Source organism: Allobosea rubneri, from assembly GCF_032464875.1.
In the GTDB taxonomy this organism is placed as follows: domain Bacteria; phylum Pseudomonadota; class Alphaproteobacteria; order Rhizobiales; family Beijerinckiaceae; genus Allobosea; species Allobosea rubneri.
The window spans coordinates 41,130-56,177 of the sequence record NZ_JAWDID010000011.1 but is presented as its reverse complement, the minus strand read 5'-3'; the positions used below and the strand labels follow the sequence as shown (position 1 = coordinate 56,177).

14 protein-coding genes are annotated in these 15,048 nt (G+C 68.4%); 6 read left to right on the top strand and 8 right to left on the bottom strand.

The window, feature by feature from the left end; all coding sequences use genetic code 11:
- Positions 1–26: 26 nt before the first annotated feature.
- Entirely contained in the window at positions 27–797 is a 771-nt protein-coding gene (locus tag RKE40_RS09755) for an SDR family NAD(P)-dependent oxidoreductase (protein ID WP_316018039.1), read from the top strand.
- 36 nt (positions 798–833) lie between these two features.
- Here RKE40_RS09755 and RKE40_RS09750 read toward each other — a convergent pair whose 3' ends face one another.
- Positions 834–1,616, bottom strand: coding sequence for an enoyl-CoA hydratase/isomerase family protein (locus RKE40_RS09750; protein ID WP_316018038.1), 783 nt, complete (start codon positions 1,614–1,616; stop codon positions 834–836).
- A 12-nt stretch (positions 1,617–1,628) separates the two neighbouring features.
- Positions 1,629–2,822 carry a CaiB/BaiF CoA transferase family protein gene (locus tag RKE40_RS09745; RefSeq protein WP_316018037.1) on the bottom strand — a complete coding sequence of 398 codons (1,194 nt, stop codon included), beginning with the start codon at positions 2,820–2,822 and terminating at the stop codon, positions 1,629–1,631.
- 277 nt (positions 2,823–3,099) lie between these two features.
- Here RKE40_RS09745 and RKE40_RS09740 point away from each other — a divergent pair, with 277 nt between their 5' ends.
- On the top strand, positions 3,100–4,137 hold the full coding sequence (locus RKE40_RS09740) for an aldo/keto reductase (RefSeq protein WP_316018036.1): 1,038 nt from the start codon (positions 3,100–3,102) through the stop codon (positions 4,135–4,137).
- A 209-nt stretch (positions 4,138–4,346) separates the two neighbouring features.
- Positions 4,347–4,979, top strand: coding sequence for a pyridoxamine 5'-phosphate oxidase family protein (locus tag RKE40_RS09735; RefSeq protein WP_316018035.1), 633 nt, complete (start codon positions 4,347–4,349; stop codon positions 4,977–4,979).
- Positions 4,980–4,989: 10 nt separating this feature from the next.
- Here RKE40_RS09735 and modC read toward each other — a convergent pair whose 3' ends face one another.
- The 3 genes from modC to modA are packed head-to-tail and all read right to left on the bottom strand — an operon-like array spanning position 4,990 to position 7,579.
- Positions 4,990–6,081 (bottom strand): molybdenum ABC transporter ATP-binding protein, encoded by a 1,092-nt coding sequence (gene modC / locus RKE40_RS09730; protein WP_316018034.1) that lies wholly within the window; start codon positions 6,079–6,081, stop codon positions 4,990–4,992.
- On the bottom strand, positions 6,078–6,776 hold the full coding sequence (modB, locus tag RKE40_RS09725) for a molybdate ABC transporter permease subunit (RefSeq protein WP_316018033.1): 699 nt from the start codon (positions 6,774–6,776) through the stop codon (positions 6,078–6,080). Before modB ends, modC begins: the two co-directional genes overlap by 4 nt.
- Positions 6,773–7,579 carry a molybdate ABC transporter substrate-binding protein gene (gene modA / locus RKE40_RS09720; protein ID WP_316018032.1) on the bottom strand — a complete coding sequence of 269 codons (807 nt, stop codon included), beginning with the start codon at positions 7,577–7,579 and terminating at the stop codon, positions 6,773–6,775. Before modA ends, modB begins: the two co-directional genes overlap by 4 nt.
- A gap of 106 nt (positions 7,580–7,685) precedes the next feature.
- Between modA and RKE40_RS09715 the strand changes: the two genes are divergently transcribed.
- Together RKE40_RS09715 and RKE40_RS09710 are read left to right on the top strand one after the other, a co-directional pair.
- The gene (locus RKE40_RS09715) at positions 7,686–7,892 is read left to right on the top strand and encodes a TOBE domain-containing protein (protein ID WP_316018031.1); all 207 of its coding nucleotides are present in this window, start codon (positions 7,686–7,688) and stop codon (positions 7,890–7,892) included.
- 254 nt (positions 7,893–8,146) lie between these two features.
- A complete protein-coding gene (locus RKE40_RS09710) occupies positions 8,147–8,854 on the top strand; it encodes an ankyrin repeat domain-containing protein (RefSeq protein WP_316018030.1) in 708 nt (235 codons plus the stop codon).
- Here RKE40_RS09710 and RKE40_RS09705 read toward each other — a convergent pair.
- On the bottom strand, positions 8,851–9,600 hold the full coding sequence (locus RKE40_RS09705) for a proteasome-type protease (RefSeq protein WP_316018029.1): 750 nt from the start codon (positions 9,598–9,600) through the stop codon (positions 8,851–8,853). The two genes, RKE40_RS09710 and RKE40_RS09705, sit on opposite strands and share 4 nt — an antisense overlap.
- A gap of 162 nt (positions 9,601–9,762) precedes the next feature.
- Between RKE40_RS09705 and RKE40_RS09700 the strand changes: the two genes are divergently transcribed.
- Positions 9,763–10,686 (top strand): glutaminase, encoded by a 924-nt coding sequence (locus tag RKE40_RS09700; protein ID WP_316018028.1) that lies wholly within the window; start codon positions 9,763–9,765, stop codon positions 10,684–10,686.
- Positions 10,687–10,713: 27 nt separating this feature from the next.
- On the opposite strand, the gene RKE40_RS09695 is transcribed toward RKE40_RS09700, so the two are convergent.
- Both RKE40_RS09695 and sseA read right to left on the bottom strand, forming a co-directional pair.
- Entirely contained in the window at positions 10,714–13,803 is a 3,090-nt protein-coding gene (locus tag RKE40_RS09695; RefSeq protein WP_316018027.1) for an autotransporter outer membrane beta-barrel domain-containing protein, read from the bottom strand.
- Between the two features lie 375 nt (positions 13,804–14,178).
- Positions 14,179–15,033, bottom strand: coding sequence for a 3-mercaptopyruvate sulfurtransferase (gene sseA, locus RKE40_RS09690; protein ID WP_316018026.1), 855 nt, complete (start codon positions 15,031–15,033; stop codon positions 14,179–14,181).
- Positions 15,034–15,048 lie beyond the last annotated feature (15 nt).

Sequence of the window (15,048 nt, the reverse complement as noted above, 5' to 3'; positions counted from 1 at the left end):
TTCCTCTGATCTCAAGGACGATGCGAATGGCAAGGCTTGCAGGCAAGGTCGCGATCCTCACCGGCGGTGCCGGCGGCATCGGCGCGGCGACCGCCGAACTCTTCGCCGAGGAGGGCGCGAAGGTCGCGCTCGTCGATATCGACGCCACGGCGCTCGCCGAGGTCGCAGCGCGGATTCGCGCTGTCGTGCCGGGCGCGGAAATCCTGGAGATCGCCAGGGATGTCGGGCAGGAGGCTTCGGCGGCGACGATCGTCGCCGAGACGCTCTCCGCCTTCGGCCGGCTCGACATCCTCGTCAACAATGCCGGCATCCGCTCCTATGAGCCGCTCGACGAGGCCAAGGCCGAGACCTGGCAGAAGATCCTTTCTGTTAACCTGCTGAGCTATGCCTATCTCGCCCGGGAGGCGCTGCCGGCGCTGCGGCAGGCGGGGAAGGGCGCGATCGTCAACATCTCCTCGACGCACGCCTTCAACCCGCGCGGCGGCATGGGCCAGTACGACGTCGCCAAGGCCGGCATCATCTCGATGACGAAGACGCTGGCCTTCGAGGAGGCCGATCGCGGCGTGCGCGTCAACGCGGTTTGTCCGGGCCTGACGCTGACGCCATTCCATGTCCGCCGCTTCGCCCCGCAGGGCAAGAGCGAGCAGGACCTGCGCACCGAGAAGGTCGACCACAACATCCAGCGCCGCTGGGCCGATCCACGCGAGGTCGCCTGGCCGATCCTCTGGCTCGCTTCCGACGAGGCGTCGTTCATGACGGCATCGGTGATCATGGCCGATGGCGGCACCCGCGTCTGACGGCGCGGGTACCGGACAGCGGACAGTTCAGGCGGGCTACTTGCCCTGCCAGTTCGGCGTCCGCTTGCCGAGGAAGGCTTCCATGCCCTCGCGGAAGTCGGCGCTGGTGTAGCAGAGCGCGACGAGGTCATCGCCGTCGACATCGGCGCTGGCCGCCTCGGTGAGCCGCCGCAGCGCCTCCTTGGTGGCGCGCATCGTCAGCGGCGCATGGCCGCGAATGGTCTCGGCGAGCTCCTTCACGCGCGCCAGCAGCGCGGCGTGGTCGGCGACGAGCTCGTTGTAGAGGCCGACGCGATGGCCTTCATCGGCCTCGACCAGGCGGGCGGTGAAGATGATGTCCTTGACCCGGGCCGGGCCAAGCAGGCTGGCAAGGCGGGCATAATTCGCCATCGACAGGCAGTTGCCGAGCGTGCGCGCCACCGGGAAGCCGAAGCGGGCCGATTGCGTCGCGATCCGGAGGTCGCAGGCGCAGGCGATCGCCGCGCCGCCACCGGTGACGGCGCCTGAGATCGCCGCGATCGTCGGCACCGAGCAGCTCTCGATCGCCGTGATCACCTTCTCGATGCGGTTCTCATAGGCGAGCGCATCCTCGGCCGTCTTGAACTCGCGGAACTGCGCGATGTCGGTGCCGGCGGCGAAGGCTTTCTCGCCGGCGCCGGTCATCACGATCACCTTGGGCGCGCCGTGGCTGTCGGGGGCGCTGCAGATCTCCGCCAAACGCTCATACATGGCGAAGGTCAGCGCGTTGCGGGCCTGCGGCCGGTTCAGCGTGATCGTGCCGATCCCGTCGGCGACGTCGTAGAGAAACTCGTCAGTCATCGGAAAACCTCTTCAGATCGCGCCGTCGGCGCGCAGTTGCGCGATCGCCGCGGCGTCATAGCCGAGCTCGGCCAGGATCTCGTCATTATGCTCGCCGGCGTCCGGGGTCGGCGAAACCACGCTCGCCGGGGTGCGCGACAGGCCGACAGGCTCGCCGATGACCCGGATGTCGCCGAGAACCGGATGGGTGACGGGCTGCGCGATGCCGAGATGCTGCACCTGCGGATCGTCGAACATGGCGTCGACCGAGTAGATCGGCCCCGCCGGCACCGAAGCCTTCTCGCAGGCGTCGAGCCAGTAGGCGCTGTCCTGCGTCGACATGATCTTCTCGAGCAGGATGCGCAGCTCAGGCCGTGCCGCATAGCGCTTCTCGACGCTGTCATAGCGCGGGTCGCTCGCCAGCTCCGGCCGGCCAAGCACCCCGCAGAAGGAGCGCCAATGCCCCTCGGCGCCGACGCCGAGATTGATGTGGCCGTCGCGCGTCGCATAGACGCCCATCGGGGTCGCGTAGGGGTGGTCGTTGCCGGCCTGGGGCGGCACCGTACCCTCGACCAGGAAGCGCGCCGCCTGGAAATCCATCATCGCGATCTGCGCCTCGAGCAGCGAGGTCTGCACCCACTGGCCCTTGCCGGAGACCGCGCGCTCCTGGAGCGCGACCAGCGCGCCGATCGCCCCATAGAGGCCGGCGGCGGAATCGGCAACCGCGATGCCGGCCCGCACCGGTCCCTGGCCCTGAAGGCCGGTGACCGACATCATCCCGCCCATGCCCTGGGCGATCTGGTCGAAGCCGGCGCGCAGGCGATAGGGGCCGGTCTGGCCGAAGCCGGAGACCGAGACCAGGATCAGGCGCGGATTGAGGGCATGCAGCGTCTCGAAATCGAGGCCGAGCCGGTCCTTCACGTCCGGGCGGAAATTCTCGATCAGCAGGTCGGCATCGGCGATCAGCCGGCGCAGCACCGCCTTCCCGGCTTCCTTCTTCAGGTTGAGCGTGAGCGAGCGCTTGTTCCGGTGCAGGTTCTGCATGTCGTAGCCATGCCGGGCCCCGCTCATATTCTCGTTCGGGTCGACCCCCGGCGGGCTTTCGATCTTCAGCACGTCGGCGCCGAAATCGGCGAAGATCCGGGCGCAGGTCGGGCCGGCGCGGACCCGGGAGAGATCGAGGACGCGCAGATTCTCGAGCGCGGAGGACGGTGTCGGACGAGGCATGATGTTCCAGAAGGGCTCTATGGGGGCGCGACTATCCCGTCATCGGCCGGGAGCGTCAACGCTAAAGCCATTTTGTATGCAAGATTTGCTGGCTGGCTATGTGCACTGCGCTCGCGACGCGGCTTCACGAGGCGGAGAGCGGCGCAACCTTCGGCCGCGATGCCGTTGCGTCGCTTCTCTGCTGCACTATCTTCAGCAGGCCCGGTGACGGCCGACCACGAGCGATCGGCGAGATCGATGCTGTCCGGGCGTTTTCCTCGAATGGAAAGAGATCGTCATGCGCTATCACACGCTTGGCCAGACCGGCCTGCTCGTCTCCGAACTATGCCTGGGCACCATGACCTTCGGCGGCGGCGGCGAGGGCTTCTGGGGGCATATCGGCAGGCTCGAGCAGCAGGAGGCGGACGCGCTGGTCCGGACGGCGCTCGATGCCGGCATCAACTTCATCGACACCGCCAATGTCTATGCCGAAGGGCGTTCTGAGCAGATCACCGGCCAGGCCCTGCGCAACCTCGGCATTGCCCGAGATGAGGTCGTTGTCGCGACCAAGGTCTTCAGTCGCATGGGGCAGGGCCCGAACGGCAGCGGCGCGAGCCGCTACCACATCATGGAGCAGGCCAAGGCCAGCCTGAAGCGCCTTCAGCTCGACCATGTCGATCTCTACCAGATCCATGCCTTCGACAGCGTCACCCCGATGGAGGAGACGCTGGAGGCGCTCGACAGCCTCGTCCGCCAGGGCCATGTCCGCTATGTCGGCGTCTCGAACTGGGCGGCCTGGCAGGTCGCCAAGGCGCTCGGCATCTGCGAGCGGCGCCAGCTCTCCCGCATCGCCTCGCTGCAATCCTACTACACCATCGCCGGTCGCGATCTGGAGCGCGAGATCGTGCCGATGCTGCTCTCCGAGAAGGTCGGCCTGATGGTCTGGAGCCCCCTCGCCGGCGGCCTGCTCTCCGGCAAATACGACCGGCGCAACGAGCAGGGCGGCGATGGCCGCCGCGCCAGCTTCGACTTCCCGCCCGTCGATCGCGAGCGCGGCTACGACGTCATCGACGCGATGCGCGGCATCGCCGAGACGCACGGACGCAGCGTCGCGCAGATCGCGCTCGCCTGGCTTCTGCACCAGCAGGCCGTGACCAGCGTGATCGTCGGCGCCAAGCGCCCGGAACAGCTTGCCGAGAATCTGGCGGCGGTCGATATCGTCCTGTCGCCCGAGGAGCTGGCGAACCTCGACGCGGTCAGCGCCCTGCCGCGCGAATATCCCGGCTGGATGCTGGAGCGCCAGGGCGCCAACCGCACCAAGCCGGACCCGCGCTGAGACCATTGCGTCCCTTTCCGGCGTAATATCAGGATCTTCCGCCGGAAATCTGAATCGATCTCGCAGGGCCCTGAATCGCGATGGCAACTGTCGAAGCCGGCTCTGCGAGGAGCGGCCTCGGCGGCCGGCCCGGTTCATGCTAGGTCGACGGGAGAGGAGCCTGTCCCGGCTGATCGTGCGGCCGGGAGCGCGACCGGCCGGAGGGCGGGATGACGACGAGCGAGAAGCCTGACAGTGAAGTTGCGGACGCGCAGCACTTGCGCGCCCTGGTCGGCGAGGTCCATCTGCTCGCCGAGCGCAAGGTGCTCGACCGGCTCGACCATTTCTGCCGTGACTTCATCGCGCTCTCGCCCTTCCTGGTGCTGGCGAGCTCGGACAGCGAGGGCCGCGCCGATGCGAGCCCACGCGGCGATGGGCCGGGCTTCGTCCAGGTGCTCGACGAAAAGACCCTGCTGATCCCCGACCGGCGCGGCAACAACCGCGTTGACAGCTTCGGCAATGTGCTGAGCTCGCCGGGCGTCGGGCTGGTCTTCTTCGTGCCCGGCATCAACGAGACGCTGCGGGTCAACGGCCGGGCGAGGCTGACGTGCGACGAGGCATTGCTCGAACCGACGACCGTGCAGGAGAAGACCCCGAAGCTCGGCCTGCTGGTCGAGGTCGACGAGGCCTATTTCCACTGCGGCAAGGCCCTGATCCGCTCGAAACTCTGGGCGCAGGATGCGCAGGTCGAGCGCGGCAGCTTCCCGACGCTCGGGCGCATCGTCGCCGAGCAGACCAAGGCGGTGGACGCGGCCGAGGCCGATGCCAATCTCGAAGAGGCCTACCGGACGCGGCTCTACTGAGCCGCGCGCTTCACTGGCCGTCGATCGACACGCTCTTGACCACGGCATAGACGGACTGGCCGGGCTTCAGGCCCAGATGCGCCGCCGATTTGCTGGTCAGCCGCGCGAGCAGGCTGGCGCCATTGCAGTCGATCCCGATCTCGAGGGCCGATCCTCCGCTCCGGCGCGCGCCGATCTCGGCGATGGTGCCGCTGAGCACGTTGAGCGCGCTGATGCCTTGCAGCGGCTGCAGGCTGATCAGCACGTCGCTGGCGAGGATGCGCACGCGCAGCTGGCTGCCGGGAGGCTGCGCCCGATGTGGTACCTGCACCTGCCCGGCCTGGGTTTCCAGCACGGAGAGGCCATGCTCGGGTTCATGGCGCAGGATTCGCGCGTCGAGAACCGAGCCGGCTTCAGGCGCTGCCGACAGCAGCGGCACGTCCGGCCGCGACATCAGGTCGATCGTGCTGCCGCTGGCGATGACGCTGCCCTGATCGAGCACGACGAGATTGGACGCCAGCCGCGCAACCTCCGCGACCGAATGCGAGACATAGACGATTGGAATGCCGAAAGCGTCGCGCAGGCGCTCGATGTAGGGCAGGATTTCGGCCTTGCGCGCTTCGTCCAGCGAGGCGAGGGGTTCGTCCATCAGCAGAAGGCGCGGTTTGGCCAGCAAGGCGCGACCGATGGCGACGCGCTGCTTCTCGCCGCCCGAAAGCCTCCCGGGGTGGCGGTGGAGCAGGTGCCCGATGCCGAGCAGATCCAGCACGTCCGCGATCTCGCTGCCGACGGTATCGGTCTTGGGCGCGAACCATTGGCCGTAGAGCAGGTTCTGCCTGACCGTGAGATGCGGGAACAGCCGCGCCTCCTGGAAGACGTAGCCGATGCGGCGCTTGTGCTTGGGCACGAAGATGCCGCGTTCGCTGTCGAGCAGCACCTGCCCGTCGATCGCGATGCGCCCGCGCTGTGGCCTAATGAGTCCGGCGATGATGTTGACCAGCGAGGTCTTGCCGGAGCCCGAGCGTCCGAACAAGGCGGTCAGGCGGCCGTTCGAGGTGAAATCGGCCGCGAGCGCGAAGGCGCCGAGCTGGTGCGAAACCGCGATTTCGATGGCGTTGGTCATTCGACTGCGATCCGCTTTCCGATAACCCGCGCCAGCACCTCGGAGGCGAACAAGGCCGCGACCGAGATCGCGATCGAGATCAGCGTCAGCCGCAGCGCGCCGGCGTCGCCGTTCGGGACCTGGGTGAAGGTGTAGATCGCTGAAGGCAGGGTCTGCGTTTCCCCGGGAATGTTGGAGACGAAGGTGATGGTGGCGCCGAACTCGCCCATCGCCTTGGCGAAGCACAGGATCATGCCGGCAAGGATGCCGGGCAGGCAGAGCGGCAGCGTCACCGTCAGGAAGACCCAGGCCGGGCTCGCCCCGAGCGTCCCGGCCGCATCCTCCAGCTTGCGGTCGACGGCCTCGATCGAGAGGCGGATCGCGCGGACCAGCAGCGGAAAGCCCATCACGGCGCAGGCCAGCGCCGCCCCGGTCCAGCGGAAGGACAGCACGATCCCGAACCAGTCATAGAGCCATTGGCCGATCGGGCCGCGGCGGCCGAAGCCGATCAGCAGCAGGTAGCCGGTGACGACGGGCGGCAGGATCAGCGGCAGATGCACGACGGCATCCAGCAGCGACTTGCCCCAGAACCTTCCGCGCGCCAGCAGCCAGGCGATGGCGATGCCGAAAGGCAGGCTCGCCACCATGGCGGTGGTGGCGACGAGCAGGCTGAGCCGGACCGCCGTCCATTCCTCGGCGGAAAGCCAGTCGCTCACGAAGAGCTGGCAGGCTTGTTCAGAACCGTGAAGCCCTGCTTCTCGAACGAGCCCTTGGCGCCGTTGCCGCGCAGGAAGGTAAGGAAGGCGGCGGCGTCGGGGTTGGTCGAATCCTTGGTCACCGCGACCGGGTAGATGATCGGCGGGTGGCTGTCCTCCGGGAAGGTCGCGATCACCTTGACCTTCGGATCGGCGGCGGCGTCGGTCGCGTAGACGATGCCGAGCGGCGCTTCGCCACGGGAGACGAGCAGCAGCGCGGCGCGGACATTATCGGCCTGCGCGACCTTGTCCTTGACCTTGTCCCAGCCGCCGAGCTTCTCCAGCGCCGCCTTGCCGTATTTCCCGGCCGGCACGGAATCGACATTGGCCATGGCGAGGCGGCCCGCGCCGAGCGTCGCGGCGAGATCGACGCCGGGCGCCAGCGTGGCGGTCGCGGTCGAATCGGAGGGGGCGATCAGCGCGATCCGGTTGGCGAGCAGGCTGACGCGGGTATCGGGCTTGATCAGGTTCTTGCCGGCCGCATAGTCCATCCAGTCGAGATCGGCCGAGAGGAACATGTCGGCGGGGGCGCCTTGCTCGAGCTGCTTCGCGAGCGCGCTGCTGGCGGCATAGGAGATCTTCGGCGCCGGCTTGCCGCTCTCCTTGACCCAGCTCGCGGCAGCCTCGTCCAGCGCGTTCTTCAGGCTGGCGGCTGCGAAGATCACCAGTTCCTTCGACTGCGCCTGCGCCTGCGAGGTGGCTGCGGCGAGCCCGATCAGCAGCGAGGCGGCAAAACCCAGGACTTGACGACGGGGGAATGACATTGCTGACCTCGCTTTGGCTGTTGTCGCTATATTCATTTGAATATAGCGCAAGGCTGCAAAGGTCGAGTCCGCATGCCGCGGCTCGTCGTTCCATCTGGAGACGATCATGAAGATCAGCGCCCGCAATCAGCTCAAGGGGACCATCGTCGAGATCACCAAGGGCGCAACCACCGCTCATGTCCGCCTCGATGTCGGCGGCACGATCGTGACCTCCGCAATCACCAATGCCGCGGTGGACGAGCTCAAGCTGGCGGTCGGTCAGAAGGCCTATGCCGTGGTCAAGGCTTCCGACGTGATGATCGCAATCGACTGAGGTCGAAGCGCCGGAGCGATTGCCGGCCTGCGTCGGCCCGGCTAGCCTCCCGAAAAGAAAAAGGCCCGCGCCGGAGCGCAGGCCGAAGTCTAGGGAGGAAACGCCCAAGGAGGGCGCCACAGCATCTCTGCTGCGGTGCACAAGAGATAGGGCGTTCCGCGGTGCGGTACAAGGGGGAAAGGGCAGAATTGCTGTCCTTTTTTTGTGCAGCTTGCTGCCTCTTGCGCCGGCCGTGGAAATGGCAGGCTGCGACCATGGCTTTTGGGCAACGGGCAATCGGAAACGCTGTCGCCGGCCTCGTATTTCTGCTGGCGGCGTCGGCCGGATTCGGCTTCCGCACGGTCGCGCAGATTCCGCCGTCGGAGGCCGAGATCGGCGCCTATAGCGGGCTGCATGCTGCGGCCCATCGCGGCGACATGGCCGCGCTGGAGCGAGTTCTGGCGCAGAAGCCGGCTCTCGATGCCCGCGACGGCCATGGCCGCACAGCGCTGCATGTCGCAGCCCATGCCGGCAAGCGCGAGATCATGCGAGCCCTGGTTCGGGCAGGGGCCGATCCGCGTGCGCTCGACGGCCAGCGCTATGACGCGATCACGATCGCGGCGGTCAACGACGATGCCGAAACCATGCGGGTCGCGCTCGCCATCGGCGGCGATGCGCGTGCCGTCACCAGCCCCTATGCCGGCACGGCTTTGATCGCCGCCGCCCATCTCGGCCATGACGAGGTCGTCAAGGCGCTGATTGCGGCCGGTGCGCCGCTCGATCATGTCAACAATCTCGGCTGGACCGCGCTGATCGAGGCCGTGATCCTTGGAGATGGCGGCCGGCGCCATGTCGAGACCGCCCGCGCGCTTGTTGCGGCCGGCGCCCGCCGCGACCTTGCCGACCGCAGCGGCGCGACGCCGCTCGATCACGCGCGCCGCCGCGGCTATGCGGCGATGATCGCGGCTCTGGAGGTTCCCTAGCTCGGAAATTGCGGGTCGGGCAGGCCTGCTACCAAGGCCGTCAGACCGTCGCTGTAGCGCTGGCGCAGATCCGTCCAGTAGGGGTGGTTGCTGTCGTACTTTGCGAGCGTACGCGTCGAGAAGCTGCCGCTCTCGTAGTGCAGCATGTCGATCGGAGGCGCGACGGAGAGATTGCTGCGGATCGTCGCGTCGAAGGAGAGCAGGGCGAGCTTGGCGGCCTCGTCGAGCCCGCTCGTCGGGCTCAGCGCCCGGTCGAGGATCGGCTTGCCGTACTTGGTCTCGCCGAGCTGGAGGAACTGCGTGCGGCCGAGCGCCTCGATGAAGTTCCCGGCAGAGTAGACCTGGAACAGCCGGTGCGGCTCTCCGGCGATCTGCCCGGCAACGAGAAAGGTGCCGTTCGGGTCGCCATAGGGCTCGACGAAGCTGCGGTTGAGCCGCAGCACCTCGCGCAGCGTGCTGCCGACGATCTGCGCCACGTCGAACATGGTCCGGGCCGCCAGGATGTCCCGGTTCTCGACGCTGCCGGCGCTCTCCTGCTTGTGGCGGCTGTACTGGCGGATCATCGTCACCACCGCCTGCGTGGTCGCGAGATTGCCGGCCGAGAGGATGGCGATGACGCGCTCGCCCGGCACTTCGAACAGAGCGAGCTTCTCGACCACGGCGATCTGGTCGACGCCGGCGCTCGACCTTGAATCGGAAGCGAGGATCAGCCCGGCGGGCAGGAGGATTCCAAGGCAATAGGTCATCGCGCGCCTCCGCAGCGATCGCCAGCATGACGCAGCTCGGTTGGACTTGCCAAGGCCGGCACGAGAGGAGAGCCACGCGCGGGCCGATTGCCCGGCGGCCGACGGGATGCGAGGCTGCGCCCGAGAAGGCCCGCATGGGCCGGCGGCTGGAGCCATGGGCGGATGCAGGGTCTTTCCGAGGTCGTCGCCGCGGTCCATGCCGATGTTGCCGGCCATATCGGCGCCGGGCGCGTCGCCGACTACATTCCGGCCTTGTCGCAGGTCGACCCCAGGCGCTTCGGCATCGCTGTCATCACCTGCGATGGCGAGCGGGCCTTCGCCGGCGATGCCGCGGTCCCGTTCTCGATCCAGAGCATCTCCAAGGTCTTCACCCTGACGCTGGCGCTCGAGCGGGTTGGGGCGCGGCTCTGGCAGCATGTCGGCCGCGAGCCCTCGGGCTCGCCCTTCAATTCGATCGTCCAGCTCGAGCAGGAGCGCGGCGTGCCGCGCAACCCCTTCATCAATGCCGGGGCGCTCGTCGTCACCGATGCGCTGCTCGCCGGCCGCCGGCCGCCGGAAACGATCGCGGAAATTCTCGGCTTCCTGCGCGCCCGCGCCGATGATGCCGAGGTCTCGATCGACCGTGAAGTGGCGCGCTCGGAAGCGCAGACCGGCTTTCGCAATGCCAGCCTCGCCAACTTCATCCGGGCTTTCGGCAACCTCCAGAACCCGGTCGCCGAGGTGCTCGAGGTCTATTTCAATCAATGCTCCCTGCAGCTGAGCTGCCTTCAGCTCGCCCGGGCCGGCCTCTTCCTGGCGGCAGACGGCGTCGACCCGCTCAGCGGCGAGACGATCTGCCGGCCGGCGCGGGCCCGCCGGGTCAAGGCGCTGATGATGACCTGCGGCCATTACGACGCGTCCGGCGAATTCGCCTTCAAGGTTGGGCTGCCTGGCAAGAGCGGCGTCGGCGGCGGCATCCTCGCCATCGCGCCCCGTCGCGCCGCCATCGCCGTCTGGTCGCCGGGGCTCAATGCCGCCGGCACGTCGCTGGTCGGCGCCTTGGCGCTGGAGAGCCTGGTGGAGAGGACCGGCTGGTCGGTGTTCTGAGGCCGGCAGCGGAGGCCCAGGCCGGTCTCAGAAGCTGACCCTCAGGGTTGCGGCTCCGGCATAGGACTGGGTGTTCTGCGAGAGTTCGGCGTCGAAGCGGGCGCCGAGGCTGACGGTGTTCGAGAGCCGGACATCGATGCCGGTGGCGATCAGCGCCGCATTGCGGTCGGGCCTCGTGCCCTGGAAGCCGAAGCCGGCGCCGGGCAGGCCGATCAGGCTTGCGGTGAACTGGTTGTCGCGACGGGCGTAGTAGCCCCAGCCGAGCTTGCCGAAGGCGGTGGTCGAGAGCCCGAACAGAGTGGTGGCCGCATCGATCCTGAGGCCGAGTTCGGCGCGGGCTGTGGTGCCGTCGCGGCTTTGGACGGCGACGCCACTGGGCAGGCCGGTAACGCCGTCACGCTCGACGAAGCTAGGAGTGCGAAGGTTCTGGGCGGTGAAGGCGGCGTAGGGCGAGGCGCTGAGCCCGCCGAAGGAGGCGAGGCGCCAGGCGGCTTCGGCGCGGCCGCTCCAGATCTCGGCGCGATATTTGGCGCGGACGGCGAAGGCGCCGATCAGCGGGATGGCGCGGTTCGTCTCGACATCGGCCGAGGCATAGCCGAGCGAGGCGCCGAGCGAGAGTGCGCCGATCCGGGTCATGCCGTAGAGACCGGCCTGCAGCATGTCGGCCTTGGCGTCGCCGAGGGCGCCGGACAGGCTGGAGCGCGTTTCGCCGGCGGCGATCGCGACGCCGAGGATGGTGTCGGGCAGGACGCGCAGATCGACGCCGAGCGCGAGATGGCCGCTCGAAGCGTCGCTGGCGTGGCTGCCGCGCGCGATGTCGGCGCCCGAGCGGCTCCTGCTGCCGAAGCCCTGGCCCCAGACATTGTAGAGCCGGTCGGGCACGAATTGCGGTGCGATGCGCGGGCCCTTCTCCGAGGGCAGCTCGGCCTGCGAGCCGGTCGAGGCGTAGGAGCCGGCCGTGGCGAAGGCGCCGGTGGCTCCAGGCATGGCATTGGGATCGCGGCCGGTGGCGAATGGGTCGAGCATCGCCCGCAGGAAGCCGCCCGCGGCCTCCCAGCCCATCATGCCGATGGTGGAGTGGACCTCGCCGCTCAGGGTGCCGAGCGCCGCGATCAGGGCCTGGCGGTCGCCGCGGGCATAGATCTGGTAGAGGAAGGAGGGATCGGCGCCGTTCGCCACGGCGCGGTCGATCGCGGCGGCCACCGACCAGGTGTTCAGCGAGAGGCCGGAGGCTGTGCTGTAGACCGGATTGGGCGCCGGGCTCGGCGGATTGCCCGGTGACGGGCTCGGGGGCACCTGTTCCGGATTCGAGCCGGCATCGACGAGGGAGCCGGGCTTCAGCGTCACCGTGACGTCGTTGCCGCCATAGGTGACTTCGCTGGTGACGCCGACGCCGAAGCTGCCGCTGGTGTTGACGGCGCCGAAGGTACCGCTGCGCCCACCCGCCGCGCTCAGCACCGTATAGGGCGCGTTGAAGCTGTAGCTGCCGCCGCCGGCGACGAGCTGCAGTGTGCCGGCAAGGCTCGCCGTGCCGCCGACGCTCAGCAGATCGGACGCGCCGCCGACGATCTCGGCCCGATAGGTCGAGCCGGCATTGAAGGTCACGTTGCCGCCGACCGTCAGCATGCCCACCGAGTTTCCGGGCGAAAGCGTGGCGCCACTGGCGAGGGTGAGGCTGCCGATCATGCCGCTGCCGCCGAGCGTTCCGCCGGCGAGGACCGAGATCGCGCCGCCGAGCGAACCACCCGAGGCATCGCCGACCAGCAAGGTGCCTCCGGAAATAGAGGTCGTGCCGCTGAAGCTCCCGCCGTTGCCGGTGAACAGGGTCGTGCCGGCATGATGCTCGATCGTGCCGGCCCCCTTGATCTCGGCGGCGAGCCGAAAATCCGTGCTGGTGTGGTTGAACACCAGCTTGCCGGTGCCGGCGCCGAACTGGACAGTGGTGGCGTCGATCACGCCGGCTGCCGCAGCTGTGCTGCCCGCGGCTGCGCCGATGTTCAGCGTGCCCCGGCTACCGGCTCCAAGCGCGATCTGGACCACGCCGCGCAGCGTTGCGCTGTCGGAGAGCGTCAACTCGCCTTTGCCCAGGTATCCGACTGCGGTGTACGTGCTGCTGGCGATCAGGCTGCCGGCGCCGCGCAGCTCTGCTCGGCCCTCGCCAGTGGCCGTGGTGCCGAGGAGCAGATGTGTGCCCTGAAGCACGCCGCCTGCGTTCACCGAGATCATGGCCGAGGAGCCCTGGCCTGCCCAGATCTGCCCCGCCTCGAAACGACTGCCGGCTCCCGTGACCGTCAGCGCGCCGGAGGAGTTGGCGCTGCTGGCGAGGTTGATACGCCCCGTCTTGGCGGTGGCGCCGCTGCTCAAGGTGAACTCGCCGCTGCCGCTGCTGCCGATGGTGAAGGTCCCGCTCGCAATTTCCCAGCGCGAGCCAGTCCCGCTGACCGTGACCACTCCAACACCGGTCGAGCCGCTCCCGAGGGTCGTTCCTCCCGTGATGATCGCCTTGCCGCCCGCAGCAACGGAGATCGTGCCGCGGCCGTTGCTGCCGATGGTGCTGCTCCCGCTCGCTGTCCACTGAGAGCTCGTTCCAGAGATCGTCAGCGTGCCGTTGCCGGACCGGTTGGTCGTGCTGTTGTGATGCACGCCCATGGTCATGCTGCTCGTGGTCAGCGTGCTGCCGCCGAGGACTTCGACCGTGCCGGCTCCGTAGGAGCCGATGTTCATCGAGCCGCCGTTCCAGCTCGACGCCGCTGAAAGCCGCGCCAGTCCGGATTCTGTCTCCCGCGCATTGCCCGCATTGTTGATAGACTGCTCGCCGATAACGGCTGTGCCGGTCGTCAGGCTGGCGCCGCCCTGAACGTAGAGGCTGGAGCCGCCGAGGCCGTTTTCGTAGCCGACGAACAGGGTTCCAAGGCTGGTTGTCCCGCCCGAAATGACCGGCATCGCCGGCGCCGGGCCCGCGACGACCGGGTTGCTGCCGGCTGTCGGGGCCACGCCGGTGTTCCAGTTGTCGCCGTTGTTCCAGTCGCTGCTCGCACTGCCGTCCCAGCGCATCTGCGCCTGGGCCAGCCCGGGCAGGGCGAGGGCGATGGCCGTACTGCCGAGCAGGCACGCCAAGGAGCGGTTCCGATAGGAAATCCGGTTAGCCATCGCAGGACGGGCTCTCGCAATGTTTGCAGCAGGCGATCCGGGCCGGAGGAACCGGCCGGAGCTACGTCAACTGCGCCCTGCCTGGAGAGGCAGCGGCACCGGGGGCGAGAGTCGTCATCACCCACCGCGCCGCGAGGCCCGGGCTCTGGAGAATCCTGAGTTAACGTAACGTTAGAATGACTTGCATGCAGTCAATTTCGGCGGAAGGCCAAAACGAAACGCCGGGTGGCGATGCCACAAAGAAACCGTAATCTGTGGCGCCTAGGCCACAGTTGCCGCAGGCGGGCGCCCGAGTGTTCCAGCGGCGCCACGCCCGAATGTGAGTGAAAGGCGAGATGCGCCTCAGCCCTTTGCCGGGCCGGTCGCGATCGGGCGGTCGCTCGCGCCCCATTCCGACCAGGAGCCGTCATAGATCGCACGTGCAGGCTTGCCGAGCGTCTCCAGCGCGGCTGAGAGGATCGCGGCCGAGACGCCTGAGCCGCAGCTCGTCACCATCGGCTTGTCGAGGTCGACACCGGCCTCGCGGAAGGCGGAGGCGAGCGCTTCGGGCGCCTTGAGCTTGCCGTTCACCACCAGCGCCGAAGAGGGCAGGTTGAGCGCGCCCGGCATATGGCCGGAGCGGACGCCAGGCCGCGGTTCCGGCGCTTCGCCGCGGAAGCGATCGGCCGGGCGGGCATCGACGATCTGGGCCGAGCCGGTCTCCAGCGCCTTCGCCACATCGTTCATGTCGGCGACGGCGGAATGGTCGAGGCGCGCCGTGAAGCTGCGCGGCTGGCGGGCGCGGGGCGCGCCTTCCTCGACCGGGCGGCCCTCGGCCAGCCATTGCGGCATGCCGCCGTCAAGGATCACCACGTCGCGGGCACCGAAAGTGCGGAAGGTCCAGCGCACGCGCGGCGCCGAGAACAGGCCGAGCCCGTCATAGACGACGATGCGCATGCCGTCGCCGATCCCCATGGCGCCGACCGCTGCGGCGAAGGCCTCGGGGCGGGGCATCATATGCGGCAGCGCCGAAGTCGTGTCCTTCACCGCGTCGATATCGAAGCGCACGGCGCCCGGGATGCGGCGCTCGGCATATTCCGCGGCCGGGTCGCGGGCCTGTGCCGGCAGGTACCAGGAGCCGTCGACGACGACGATGTCCGGCGCGTCGAGCCGCTCGGCCAGCCATTGCGTGGAGACGAAGACATCGTTGCTGGCCATGGGGCGTTTCCTCGA

What these genes read in the sequence shown, in the direction of transcription:
- sseA (WP_316018026.1), bottom strand. Translation starts at nt 15,033, where the DNA reads ATGGCCAGCAACGATGTCTTCGTCTCCACGCAATGGCTGGCCGAGCGG.
- RKE40_RS09755 (WP_316018039.1), top strand. Translation starts at nt 27, where the DNA reads ATGGCAAGGCTTGCAGGCAAGGTCGCGATCCTCACCGGCGGTGCCGGC.
- RKE40_RS09715 (WP_316018031.1), top strand. Translation starts at nt 7,686, where the DNA reads ATGAAGATCAGCGCCCGCAATCAGCTCAAGGGGACCATCGTCGAGATC.
- RKE40_RS09750 (WP_316018038.1), bottom strand. Translation starts at nt 1,616, where the DNA reads ATGACTGACGAGTTTCTCTACGACGTCGCCGACGGGATCGGCACGATC.
- RKE40_RS09700 (WP_316018028.1), top strand. Translation starts at nt 9,763, where the DNA reads ATGCAGGGTCTTTCCGAGGTCGTCGCCGCGGTCCATGCCGATGTTGCC.
- RKE40_RS09745 (WP_316018037.1), bottom strand. Translation starts at nt 2,822, where the DNA reads ATGCCTCGTCCGACACCGTCCTCCGCGCTCGAGAATCTGCGCGTCCTC.
- modC (WP_316018034.1), bottom strand. Translation starts at nt 6,081, where the DNA reads ATGACCAACGCCATCGAAATCGCGGTTTCGCACCAGCTCGGCGCCTTC.
- RKE40_RS09705 (WP_316018029.1), bottom strand. Translation starts at nt 9,600, where the DNA reads ATGACCTATTGCCTTGGAATCCTCCTGCCCGCCGGGCTGATCCTCGCT.
- RKE40_RS09735 (WP_316018035.1), top strand. Translation starts at nt 4,347, where the DNA reads ATGACGACGAGCGAGAAGCCTGACAGTGAAGTTGCGGACGCGCAGCAC.
- RKE40_RS09740 (WP_316018036.1), top strand. Translation starts at nt 3,100, where the DNA reads ATGCGCTATCACACGCTTGGCCAGACCGGCCTGCTCGTCTCCGAACTA.
- RKE40_RS09710 (WP_316018030.1), top strand. Translation starts at nt 8,147, where the DNA reads ATGGCTTTTGGGCAACGGGCAATCGGAAACGCTGTCGCCGGCCTCGTA.
- modA (WP_316018032.1), bottom strand. Translation starts at nt 7,579, where the DNA reads ATGTCATTCCCCCGTCGTCAAGTCCTGGGTTTTGCCGCCTCGCTGCTG.